The organism is Altererythrobacter sp. Root672 (assembly GCF_001427865.1).
GTDB lineage: Bacteria > Pseudomonadota > Alphaproteobacteria > Sphingomonadales > Sphingomonadaceae > Croceibacterium_A.
Map to the genome: position 1 here is coordinate 342164 of NZ_LMHH01000002.1, position 11607 is coordinate 353770.

An 11607-nucleotide genomic window follows, 5' to 3' on the forward strand; every position below is an offset into this window, starting at 1 on the left:
TAGCTCAATCCCCTGGCGGCGTGGCCGCGTAGGGCGTTGGATCAATGACCCCGGCCTCGGCAAACCCGGCGCGGCGCAAGCGGCAGCTGTCACACAAACCGCAGGCCTTGCCGTCCTCCGTGGGGTCGTAACACGACCAGCTCATTCCCGGATCGAGGCCGAGGCGCGCGGTTTCCTGCGCGATCCTGGCCTTGCCCCAATGTTGCAGGGGAGCGTGGATCTGGAACGGCCTACCCTCGGCCCCTTCCTTGGTCGCCAACCGAGCGGTCTCGGTAAAGCTGGCGATGAATTCCGGACGGCAGTCAGGATAGCCCGAATAGTCGAGCGCGTTGACGCCGATGAAGATGTCATGCGCCCCGATTGCTTCGGCCCAGGCAAGCGTCAGGGACAGGAACACGAGGTTGCGCGCCGGTACGTAGGTGACCGGTATGTCCGCCCCCAGCCCCTCCTTGGGCACCTCGATATCGCTGGTCAGCGCCGAGCCGCCGAACTGACGGAGATCGAGCGGTAGAATGACGTGACGCTTGGCGCCTAGCTTGCTCGCGATGGCTTTGGCGGAATCGATTTCGCAGTGGTGGCGCTGGTTATAGTCGATCGTGAGAGCGTTGAGGCTGAACCCCTGCTCTATCGCTATGGCCGCCGAAACCATCGAATCGAGACCGCCCGAAAGCAGGACCACGGCTTCCTGTTTGGAACCTGACATGCTCACCGGCTAGCACGGGGGAGTGCCTTAGCAACACCCCCTGGCGTTCAGCACTTCCCGGTGTGGCGGGCTTCTCCACTGATCGAGAAAGGCGTGCCGTCGGCGATACCCTGACTTTCAATCTGCACCAGGCCATTGCCTTCGCGCCGGATCGACGTCCGACCGTAGCCGTTACCGCGGCACGTATATTGGATGACCACCTCGTTGGGATTGTCCCGCACCACAACCTGGCTGCACCCCGGCTGCCGGTGACGGAGCTGGATGAACTCGCGGCCGGTGCGCACGCAAATACGCTGCTCCGTGCCGTCGTCGCGGATCCGCATGTTCCAGACACCCTTGGTCAAAGAGCCGAGCATGTCGAGATCGGCCGCCGCCGCCATCAACGGCAAAGCCGCGATCGCCGCCGCCATGCAAGCGGCCATTCCTGTGCGCGACAGTCCCATCAGGTAATTGTTCTGCATCGAAAAACTCCGTCCGGGGCGCCCCTAACACAGGTCAGCAGCAGCGGCCAGATGCCCTTTGCATACGTTGAACCGATCTAATCCTGTATCGGGAATTCTCTGGAGCAGAAGGCACAGTCGACCAGGATAATACCGTTCTCGTCACGCATATCCCGACGGTCCTCTTTCGGGAAACGCGAAAGTACCTCCTCGAAATGCACTACCGAACAGCGGCAGCCGCGTGTCAGCGGTGTAGTGGGCTGAACACGGACTTCGGGCTCTTCATGGAACAGCCGCCACACCAGCCCTTCCGGTGACAGCGAGGTATCGAGCAATTCGTCGTCCTGGATCGACCGGCCCAGGATCGAGACGTGCTCCCACTCGTGGTGCGAGGGTACGACGTGCAACCGTTCGCGGCCTTCCTCGCCTTGCGCCAGGTGCTGCAGCAGCAGACCGCCCGCGGTCGACCCGTTGGGCCCGGTCCGCACGGCCGCGCGAATCAGCGTTGGGACCTGCTCGCTCTGGGCGAAGTAGGCCTCGACCGCCTCGCTAAGCGAGCGGCCCTCCAGAGGAACGATCCCTTGGTAGCGCAGCCCGCTCGAGGCCACTTCGAAGGTGATCGCCAGCGATCCCTTCCCGAACAGACGTGGCAAAGATGGATTGGCACCAATGTCCACCGCTTGCTCGCGGTCATGCTTCACATAGCCGCGCAGCTCGCCGTCGCGATAATCGCACACGAGCAGTTCGACGATGCCGTCCTCGGTCTGCGCCTGCATCGTCAGCTGACTGCCTTCGCTCTTGAGCAGCCCGCCCATCAGCGCGGTCAGCGTCAGGGCCTCGGCAAGCAGGGTCCTGATCGCGGGTTCGTAGTCGTGCGCCGACAGGATCTTGTCGAGCACCGGTCCGATCCGCACCATGCGGCCGTGCGCGTTGCGGTCCTTGAGCGTGAACGCCAGCAGTCGGTCGAGTCCGGGAGTTTGCATGTTGTCGGTCAGATTCGTCATCGCGCGAATATTGGGATCGCGAGCCGGGAAGTTAACCCCGACCTATCCCAGCAGGCCAAAGCACCAGAGCAGGATCGACTTCTGGGCGTGAATGCGGTTCTCCGCTTCATCGAAGACGACCGATTGCGGCCCTTCGAACACGCCGTCGCTCACTTCCTCTCCGACGTGCGCGGGCAGGCAGTGCAGGAAGCGGGCATCAGGCTTGGCGCGGGCCATCAAGGCTTCGTTGACCTGATAGGGAGCCATGGCGGCAAGCTTGGCTTCCGCATGCTCCTGGCCCATCGAGATCCAGGTGTCGGTCACCACGATATCGGCCCCCGAAACCGCCTCGACCGGATCGCGCCCCAGCGTCACTTTCGCGCCGCCAGCTCGGGCCTGGTCGATGTAGCTACCGTCGGGATCGTAGCCTTGCGGCGTTCCGACGCGGACGTTGAACTTCATCAGTCCAGCCGCCTCGATGATCGAATGCAGCACGTTGTTGCCGTCGCCGAGCCAGGCGACTTCGAGGCCGGGCAGAGCCTTGCCCTGCTCGACCACGGTCAGCAGGTCGGCCACGATCTGGCACGGGTGCGACTGATCTGTCAGGCCGTTGATCACCGGCACCGAAGCGTAGCGCGCCATTTCCTCGATCTTGGCGTGGTCGTTGGTCCGAACCATGATCGCATCGGCCATGCGGCTGAGAACGCGGGCGGTATCCGCGATCGATTCCCCGCGGCCCAGCTGGGTAGTCCCCGCATCGAGAATCAGCGGCGTTCCGCCGAGTTGCCGGATGGCGATGTCAAAGCTGACGCGCGTACGGGTCGAGCTCTTTTCGAACACCATCGCCAGGACACGGCCTTCCAGCGGACGGTCGCTATCCACCCTCGCCTTCGGCCAGTCCTTACGGGCAGCCTTGCGGTCCTGCGCATCGTTGATCATCGCGGCAATCGCGTGACCCCCGGCATCGGACAGGTCGAGGAAGTGCCGCACGGGCATCAGCTGGCGTCCTGCGCCGGGAAGTCCGCCGCACCGGCCGACAGCTTGTCGAAGAACTCGTCGATCTCGGCGTCGCCGATGACCAGCGGCGGCAACAACCGCAGCGTACCGTCTCCCGCAGCGGCGGTGAGCAACTGATGGCGATCCCGCAGATGCTGCATCAGCGCGCGCGGTTCGACCTTGAGCTTGATGCCAAGCATCAGGCCCTTGCCCCGCACGCCTTCGAACAGTTCCGGATAGTTGCCGATGAACTGCTCGAGCCGGGTCCTGATCCGTTCGCCCTTGGCGATGACCTCGGCAAGGAACTCGTCGTTGGCGACGGCGTCGAGCACCGCGTTGCCTGCAGCTATGGCGAGCGGATTGCCGCCGTAAGTCGAACCGTGGGTGCCGAAGGTCATCCCCCGGGCCGCCTTCTCGGTCGCGAGGCAAGCGCCGAGCGGGAAGCCGCCGCCGATGCCCTTTGCCGTGGCCAGGATGTCCGGAGTTATGCCGTACTGCTCGTAAGCGTAGAACGTCCCGGTACGCGCGACGCCGGTCTGCACTTCGTCGAGAACCAACATCAGGTCGTGCTGGTCGGCCAGCTCGCGCAGGCCGCTCATGAATTCCTGCGAGGCAACGCGAATGCCGCCTTCGCCCTGGATCGGCTCGACCAGGAAGCCCGCGGTGTGCGGACCGATGGCAGCCTTGGCGCCTTCCAGGTCGTCGAACTCGACGTAGCGGAAGCCGGGCAGGAGCGGGGCGAAGCCCTTGTGCATCTTCTCCTGGCTCGAGGCGCTGATGGTCGCCATCGTCCGGCCATGGAAGGCGTTGTTGAAGGTGATGAGCTCGAACCGCTCTTCGCTACCTTGGTACTGGTGGTAGGCGCGCGCCGTCTTGATCGCGGCCTCGACCGCTTCGGCGCCCGAATTGGTGAAGAACACGGTATCGGCGAAAGTCAGGTCGACCAGGCGCTGCGCCAGGCGTTCGCCTTGAGGACTGCCGTAGAGGTTCGACACGTGCATCAGCGTGGCAGCTTGATGCTGGATCGCTCCGATCAAGCCCTGGTGGGAATGGCCCAGCAGGTTGACCGCGATGCCGGCAGCAAAGTCGAGATAACGAGTGCCGTCTTCCGAGATGAGGTGGCAGTGCTCACCGCGTACGGGCCGTACGTCGCACCGGGGGTAAACGGGCATGAGCGGCGTGATCGACATGGCAACTGAATTCCTACCGACGCGCAATGGCGCAAACGACGAATGGCGGCTCCCCGAGAGTATCGGGGCAGCCGCCGGTTTTGTCCGTTTATGGTCTTGGCAGGGTCCGGTCAAACAACCGGACGATGCGGGGGAGCAAGCTCCCCCAGCGTGTCACTCTTGAACGGGCGCAAGGTTGACCGCCGAGAACTTACCTCGTCGGTCGACCTCGAGGTCGAACTGAAAGCGATCGCCTTCGTTGATGCCAGGCAGACCGGAACGCTCCACCGCGCTGATGTGGACGAAGGCATCTTCCTTGCCGTCGTCGCGCGTGATGAATCCGAAGCCCTTCATCGAATTGAAGAACTTCACCGTGCCGGTGGCCTTTTCGCCGGTCAGCTCGCGCTGAGGGCTGGTGGTCTTCGGCTCGGTCTTGATCACATCGCCGACAACCTGGAGGTCGGCCGCAGAGACCTTGCCACCACGATCGACGAGGTTGAACTGCAGTTCCTGACCTTCGGCCAGGCCTTCGAGACCAGCGCGTTCGACCTGGCTGATGTGGACGAACACGTCCTCACCGCCTTCATCACGCTGGATGAAGCCGAAGCCCTTTTGGCTGTTGAAGAATTTGACCTTGCCCTGGCCGGTGCCAACCACCTGCGCCGGCATGCCGCCGCCGCGCGGTGCACCACCGCCGCCGCCACGGTCGCCGCCGAAGCCGCCACGCGGTCCGCCGCCGCCAAATCCACCTTCGCGATTTCCGCCAAAGCGATCGCCGCCACCACCGAATCGGTCACCACCGGAACGCCAGTCGTCACCACCGAAACGGGGAGCTCCACCATCCGAGAATGGATCGAAACCCTCTTCGCCGAAACCGTCCCGCTTGTCGCGCCCCCGGCCGCGACGGCCTTTATCATAACCCATGAACTGTATTAACCTTCACTCGCTTCCATGTCCCCCCCGGAGAACGACCAACACCGTGCCGGACCATACATCATCCGGCGGGGCCTTGGCTCGCCTCTGGAGAGGACACCCTATAGCTTACTGAAAGCCATTGTGCGAACATTTTAAGATGCCTGACAAAGTATCGATTCAGGAGGCCTTGCCAGGCCGCAGAGCATGAGTATCAAGGCCTTCGATGATTTCCCTGGCACTATTGTCCGATCCGGCCGCATGGCTCGCACTGTTCACCCTTGTCGTGCTCGAGGTAATTCTCGGCATCGACAACCTGATCTTTATCGCGATCCTTTCAAATAAACTTCCACCACACCAACAGCAAAAAGCAAGGCGGATCGGCCTTCTACTTGCATTAGGGATGAGAATTGGCCTGCTTTTGGTAATTGGCTGGCTGGTTACCTTGAAGGCGCCGCTGTTCGACTTGGGTATTTCAGGGAGCACGGGGCCTCACGGCGAGCCGACATTCGAAACGGCAATGTCTGGTCGTGACCTGATTCTCTTGGCAGGCGGCCTGTTCCTGTTGTGGAAGGCGACCAAGGAAATCCATCACAACATGGTGCCCGAAGAGGATTCGGGCGAATTGCTCGACAAGACCAAGGGCCCAGTGGCGCTCACCTTCGGCAGCGCGATCGTGCAGATCATCCTGCTCGACATGGTCTTCTCGGTCGATTCGATCCTTACCGCCGTCGGCATGACGGACGAGGTTCCGATCATGATCGCCGCCGTGATGATCACCGTCACCATCATGCTATTCGCTGCCGATCCGCTCGCGCGCTTCATCGACAAGAACCCGACGCTCGTCATGTTGGCCCTGGCCTTCCTGGTCATGATTGGCCTGGTGCTGATCGCCGATGCCTTCGGCGTCCACGTGCCCAAGGGCTACATCTACGCAGCGATGGGCTTCTCCGTCGGGGTCGAGTGCCTTAACATGGTCAAGCGCAACCGGCGCCTCCGGAAGGCCAAGGCCAGCGAAGGAAACGCGGCATGAGCGATTTCAGGAAAGTCACCGATTCGTTCTGGGCCAGCCCGCAGATCGGCCTTTCCGATGTCGCCGAGGCCCGCATGCTCGGGTTCACCCTGATCATCAACAATCGCCCCGAAGGCGAAGTCGATGACCAGACCTCTGGGCGAGAGATTGCGGAGGCCACTCATGCGGCCGGGATGGACTATTGCGCCATTCCCGTGACCCCCGGCGGCTTCAGCGAAAGCCAGGTCGATGCCATGGTCACGGCCATCGATGGCGCCCGCGGACCGGTGCTCGCCTACTGCCGCTCCGGTACCCGCTCGACCTTACTGTGGTCGCTCGCGCAAGCTGCGCGCGGTATGGCTCCGGAGGATATCACGGCTGCCGCGGCCGGGGCGGGCTACGACGTTGGTCCCATTCGACCACTCATCGACACGCTCATCGCTCGCCGTCAGGGCTGAGCCCGGCTCCACGTTCTACTGGTAAGGCCACGGCCTCGCCCTGTGGCGATGCTGCACAAAAAAAGGGGGCCGGAGCTTGGCTCCGGCCCTCATAGGCTACGTTCGCAGGAGGAACGTCGGTAGGCGGACCGGGGAAGGAGTACCCGGCCCGCCAAGCTCGTTAGTTGTAGGCGCGCTCTCCGTGCTCGCCGATGTCGAGACCTTCGATTTCGGTCTGTTCCGACACCCGCAGGCCGGTGACTGCCTTGGCAATGTAGATCGCGATGGCCGTGCCAACCGAGGAGATGACGATCGTCGCGAGGACGGTCTTCACCTGGGTGACCAGCTGCGCACCGATCACGAAGTCGTCGCCACCCGGTCCGCCGAGAGCCGGCGAGAACACGATGCCGGTGCCGATGGCGCCGATGATGCCGCCGATGCCGTGGATGCCGAAGGCGTCGAGCGAGTCGTCATAACCGAGAGCCGGCTTGAGCTTGGCGACTGCGAAGTAGCAGACCACCGAAGCCACCGCGCCGAGCACGATCGCACCGAACGGGCCCGAGTTACCGGCTGCCGGGGTGACCGCGACCAGACCGGCGACGATACCCGAGCAGAAGCCCAGCGCCGAACCCTTGTGGCCCATGACGCGCTCGGTCAGCATCCAGAAGAGGCCAGCCGAAGCGGTAGCAACGAACGTGTTGATCATGGCGAGCGCGGCCGAGCCATTGGCTTCGAGCGCCGAACCGGCGTTGAAGCCGAACCAGCCCACCCACAGCAGGCCGGTGCCGACCATGGTCAGCGTCAGGCTGTGCGGCGGCATCGGTTCGGTCGGGTAGCCACGACGCTTGCCGAGGATCAGCGCGGCAACCAGCGCCGAGACACCGGCGTTGATGTGCACCACGGTGCCGCCGGCGAAGTCGAGAGCGCCCATCACGAAGAACACGCCACGGGCTTCCCAGACCATGTGCGCGATCGGGAAGTAGACGATCGTCAGCCAGATGGCGACGAACACCATTACCGCCGAGAACTTCATGCGCTCGACAACCGAGCCCAGGACGAGCGCCGCGGTGATTGCCGCGAAGGTCATCTGGAAGCAGATGAAGATGTATTCCGAGATGACTTCGTCGGTGAAGGTCGCGGCAGTCGAGTCAGGCGTGACGCCGGCGAGGAAGAACTTGCCCCAGCTGATGAACTGGTTGCCTTCAGGGCCGAACGCGAGACCGTAGCCCCACATCACCCAGACGAGCATGGCGAGAGCGGCAGTGGCGCCGATCTGGGTCATGGTCGAAAGCATGTTCTTCGAACGGGTCAGGCCGCCGTAGAACAGCGCCAGGCCCGGGAGGATCATCAACAGCACGAGGATCGTGGAGGTCATCATCCAGGCGTTGTTGCCGGGGTTGGGAACGGCCGCAGCCGCTTCGGCCACAGGCGCGGCGACTTCGGCCGGAACGGCGGTGACGGCAGTGACAGCCGCGTCGGTTACGGCCTCAGCCGTTTCCGCGGCCCAGGCGGCAGTGGCAGCGACCATCGACGTAGCAATCGCGCCCGCGCCCCAAAGAAGTTTTCGGATCATAGTGTTACCCCTCATGTCCAAGGTGCGGCTCACAGCGCGTTGTCGCCGGTTTCGCCGGTGCGGATGCGCGTGGTCGACGCGAGGTCGAGCACGAAGATCTTCCCGTCGCCGATGCTGTCCGTGCTGGCAGTTTGCTGGATGGTCTCGACCACTTGCGCCGCCAATGCGTCGCTGGCAGCGATCTCGAGCTTCACCTTGGGCAGCATGTTCGTGGAGTATTCGGCCCCACGATAGATTTCGGTTTGACCCTTTTGCCTGCCGAAGCCCTTGACCTCGGAGACCGTCATACCAGCCACGCCGATCGCACTGAGGGCTTCGCGCACCTCGTCGAGCTTGAATGGTTTGATGATGGCGATGATGAATTTCATCACTGACCCCTCTTGTTTACCGGACGATCCCCGGCCGTAGGTCAGCAATGCAAGCTGTGTGCCAAACCGTCAGATTGGCGCGTTTCGCGCAAGCTCGCCGCGATCTGCCTGACGCCGGGAACTTCCCGGCGCCCTAATAATGTGCATTTGCCTATTTTTTAGGCAGAGAGCCTGAGCGTTGCGCGAACCGGCAGGTGATCGGATGCGACGGCCGCCAGCGCGCTGTGATGGACGTGGGTGTTGTCGCACGCCCACTCCGAAGAATGCACGATCCGATCCAGCGGAGCGATCGGCCGGCGGCTGGGGAAGCTGTTGCCGATCATGGGGGTCTGCCAGCCAGAGCCGAACTCGCGCATGACACCCTTGGTGCGGCCCCACTGGTTGAAGTCGCCCATCAGCACGGTCGGGCACGAGGTTTCGCAGTGGCCGCAGTGATGCAGCATTGCCTTGATCTGATCGCGCCTGAGCAGTCCCGACAAGTCGAGATGCGCGCCGAGTACGCGGATGCGTTGGCCTTCAAACAGCAGATCGGCCCGCACCGCTCCGCGCGGCTCGAGCGTCGGAAGGTGCAACGCCTCGGCATCGACGACCTCGATGTCCCTGCGCACCAGCAGGGCATTGCCGTGCCAGCCAAGGCTACGGGCTCGTTTGTTGACTGGAGCTGCCCGCCAGGGCGTTTCGTCGAGCAGCGCCTTGGGCAGGATGCTCTCCCGTTCGCCAAATCGCCGGTCGGCCTCCTGCAGCGCGATCACATCGGCGTGCAGTTCACGCAGGACCGAAATGATCCTGTCGGGATCGCGGCGGCCATCGACCCCCACGCCCTTGTGGATGTTATAGCTGGCGAAGGTGAGCTGCACTGCGCGGTTCAACGCTCGCTAGTCGGGAATGGTGCCCGGATCGCCGGCAATATAACGATCGGTGGCGCGGGCGGGCAATCCGTCGATGCTCTCGCGCCTGGTGCGGTATTTCCCGGCCCACTCGCGCGGATCGGCCTGGGCGTGATGCTTGAGCAGCGTTGGGCGTTCGCGCTGAAGCTCCATGATGGGCACGCCGTAACCGCAGCTGGTTTGCACGCTCTCGACCTGGATATCGAAGATCTGCCGCGTGCCGGGCAGCATGGTGAAGTGAGCCGCTAACTCATCCCAACCGCGATCCCATGGCACGACCGGCTCGCCTCGCCCATAAATCCGCAGGATCAGCGCCGGCTGCTGGAAATTGCAGAACATGAGCGTGATGCGCCCATCAGCCAGCAGGTGGGCGTTGGTCTCGTTTCCCGAGCCGCCGAGGTCGAGATAAGCCACGCGCGTCGGCGAGAGGATGCGGAAGCAGTCGTAGCCCTTGGGGCTCAGGTTGATGCGAGCATCTTCGGCAGCCGTGGCGACGAAGAACACCGGCTGCGCGGTAATCATCGCCGCGTGCTTTTCGTTCAGCGCTTCGAAGAACTCAGCCATGGCGCCGGGCTAAGTCACCCGGCGCGGGAGCGCAAGTTAGCGCTCCTTGGTCGCGCCAAAGTTGAGGTCGGGATTCTTTTCCTGCTGGTAGCCGACGTCCCACGGCGACTTGGCCAGGAACACCGGATCGCCATCACGGTCGCGCGCGAGGTTGGCGCGGTTGAAGTTCTCGAAGTTCTTGAGCGCTTCGGGCGAGCCCTTGAGCCAGCGCGCGGTAGCGAAGGGCGACGCCTCCAGCGAAGCCTCAACCTTGTATTCGGCCGACAGGCGCGAGATGAGCACGTCGAGCTGCAGCTGGCCGACCACACCGACAATCCACTGGCTGCCGAATTCAGGATAGAAGACCTGGATCACGCCCTCTTCACTGAGATCATCGAGCGCCTTGCGCAGTTGCTTGGTCTTGGTCGGATCCTTGAGCTGGACGCGGCGCAGGATTTCCGGGGCGAAGTTAGGCAGGCCCGTGAAGCGGACCTGGTTCTTTTCCGACAAGGTGTCGCCCACGCGAAGCGTGCCGTGATTGGGAATGCCGATAATGTCACCCGCCTCGGCAGTGTCGGCCAGTTCGCGGTCCTGGGCAAAGAACAGGATCGGCGAATGGACTGCGATCGGCTTGCCTAGCCCTGACGGGATCAGCTTCATCCCGCGCTTGAAGGTGCCGGAGACCATGCGCATGAACGCGATACGGTCACGGTGCTGCGGGTCCATGTTGGCCTGGACCTTGAACACGAAGCCGGTGACTTCATCGAAGCTCGGTTCGATCGGGCCGGCATCGGAAGGCTGCGGCCGCGGCGGCGGGGCAAGGCGGGCGATGGCGTCGATCAACTCGGTCACGCCGAAGTTCTTCAAGGCCGAACCGAAGTAGACCGGAGTCAGATCGCCATGGCGATAGGCCTCGAGATTGAATTCCGGATAGCCGTGCTGCGCCAGCTCGAGTTCCTCGGCCATATGGCCGGTCAATTCGACGTTGGAGTCACGCTTGCCGAGGAATTCCTTGCTCGGCCCTTCCGGGCGGCTGACCGTTCCCGTGCCGAAGTCCATCACGCCTTCGAACACGCCGCCCATCCCGATCGGCCAGGATTGCGGGCTGACGTCGAGCGCCAGGGTGTCGGCCACTTCGTCGAGCAGGTCGAACACCGGCTTGCCTTCGCGGTCGACCTTGTTGACGAAGGTGATGATCGGGACCGAGCGCAGGCGGCACACTTCGAACAGCTTGCGCGTCTGGGGCTCGATGCCCTTGGCGGCGTCGATCACCATGATTGCGGAATCGACCGCCGTCAGCGTGCGGTAAGTGTCTTCCGAGAAGTCTTCGTGGCCCGGAGTGTCGAGCAGGTTGAAGGTGATACCGTCGCGCTCAAACGTCATCACCGAGCTGGTGACGGAAATCCCGCGCTGCTGTTCAATCTTCATCCAGTCCGAACGCGCACGGCGAGCGGCGCCCCGCGCTTTTACTTCGCCGGCGAGATGGATGGCGCCGCCCTGCAGCAGCAGCTTCTCGGTCAGCGTGGTCTTACCCGCGTCAGGGTGAGAGATGATCGCGAAGGTACGGCGGTTGGAAGTCATGGG

General features: G+C 63.3%; 13 protein-coding genes and 1 pseudogene. 2 read left to right on the plus strand and 12 right to left on the minus strand.

Annotation, left to right across the window (positions count from 1 at the left end; translation table 11 throughout):
* Positions 1 to 4: 4 nt before the first annotated feature.
* The 6 genes from queC to ASD76_RS18800 form a co-directional block, all read right to left on the minus strand.
* Positions 5 to 703, minus strand: a complete 699-nt coding sequence (gene queC / locus ASD76_RS12835) for a 7-cyano-7-deazaguanine synthase QueC (RefSeq protein WP_055923530.1) — start codon at positions 701 to 703, stop codon at positions 5 to 7.
* A gap of 47 nt (positions 704 to 750) precedes the next feature.
* A complete protein-coding gene (locus ASD76_RS12840; RefSeq protein WP_235506723.1) occupies positions 751 to 1164 on the minus strand; it encodes a hypothetical protein in 414 nt (137 codons plus the stop codon).
* Positions 1165 to 1241: 77 nt separating this feature from the next.
* A complete protein-coding gene (locus tag ASD76_RS12845) occupies positions 1242 to 2147 on the minus strand; it encodes an Hsp33 family molecular chaperone HslO (protein WP_200943102.1) in 906 nt (301 codons plus the stop codon).
* A gap of 42 nt (positions 2148 to 2189) precedes the next feature.
* On the minus strand, positions 2190 to 3122 hold the full coding sequence (gene argF / locus ASD76_RS12850; RefSeq protein ID WP_055923534.1) for an ornithine carbamoyltransferase: 933 nt from the start codon (positions 3120 to 3122) through the stop codon (positions 2190 to 2192).
* Positions 3122 to 4312: an aspartate aminotransferase family protein gene (locus tag ASD76_RS12855; protein WP_055923537.1), complete on the minus strand. Its 1191-nt coding sequence runs from the start codon at positions 4310 to 4312 to the stop codon at positions 3122 to 3124. The genes argF and ASD76_RS12855 overlap by 1 nt, the downstream gene beginning before the upstream one ends.
* Before the next feature lie 153 nt (positions 4313 to 4465).
* Positions 4466 to 5215 carry a cold-shock protein gene (locus ASD76_RS18800; protein WP_055923540.1) on the minus strand — a complete coding sequence of 250 codons (750 nt, stop codon included), beginning with the start codon at positions 5213 to 5215 and terminating at the stop codon, positions 4466 to 4468.
* Between the two features lie 214 nt (positions 5216 to 5429).
* On the opposite strand from ASD76_RS18800, the gene ASD76_RS12865 reads away from it, so the two are divergent.
* The gene (locus ASD76_RS12865) at positions 5430 to 6236 is read left to right on the plus strand and encodes a TerC family protein (RefSeq protein ID WP_055923542.1); all 807 of its coding nucleotides are present in this window, start codon (positions 5430 to 5432) and stop codon (positions 6234 to 6236) included.
* A complete protein-coding gene (locus ASD76_RS12870) occupies positions 6233 to 6673 on the plus strand; it encodes a TIGR01244 family sulfur transferase (protein WP_055923544.1) in 441 nt (146 codons plus the stop codon). The genes ASD76_RS12865 and ASD76_RS12870 overlap by 4 nt, the downstream gene beginning before the upstream one ends.
* Positions 6674 to 6762: 89 nt before the next feature.
* Here ASD76_RS12870 and ASD76_RS18855 read toward each other — a convergent pair.
* The 6 genes and pseudogenes from ASD76_RS18855 to ASD76_RS12895 form a co-directional block, all read right to left on the minus strand.
* A pseudogene (locus ASD76_RS18855) lies at positions 6763 to 6870 on the minus strand (hypothetical protein); the annotation flags it as partial.
* Positions 6834 to 8225, minus strand: coding sequence for an ammonium transporter (locus tag ASD76_RS12875; protein WP_082553831.1), 1392 nt, complete (start codon positions 8223 to 8225; stop codon positions 6834 to 6836). The gene ASD76_RS12875 and the pseudogene ASD76_RS18855, both read right to left, overlap by 37 nt.
* Before the next feature lie 29 nt (positions 8226 to 8254).
* A complete protein-coding gene (locus tag ASD76_RS12880; protein ID WP_055923549.1) occupies positions 8255 to 8593 on the minus strand; it encodes a P-II family nitrogen regulator in 339 nt (112 codons plus the stop codon).
* A gap of 158 nt (positions 8594 to 8751) precedes the next feature.
* Positions 8752 to 9450 carry an endonuclease/exonuclease/phosphatase family protein gene (locus ASD76_RS12885; protein WP_055924284.1) on the minus strand — a complete coding sequence of 233 codons (699 nt, stop codon included), beginning with the start codon at positions 9448 to 9450 and terminating at the stop codon, positions 8752 to 8754.
* A gap of 18 nt (positions 9451 to 9468) precedes the next feature.
* Positions 9469 to 10044, minus strand: a complete 576-nt coding sequence (locus ASD76_RS12890; protein WP_055923552.1) for a pyridoxamine 5'-phosphate oxidase family protein — start codon at positions 10042 to 10044, stop codon at positions 9469 to 9471.
* Positions 10045 to 10080: 36 nt separating this feature from the next.
* Positions 10081 to 11604 carry a peptide chain release factor 3 gene (locus ASD76_RS12895; RefSeq protein ID WP_055923555.1) on the minus strand — a complete coding sequence of 508 codons (1524 nt, stop codon included), beginning with the start codon at positions 11602 to 11604 and terminating at the stop codon, positions 10081 to 10083.
* Between the last annotated feature and the right edge of the window lie 3 nt (positions 11605 to 11607).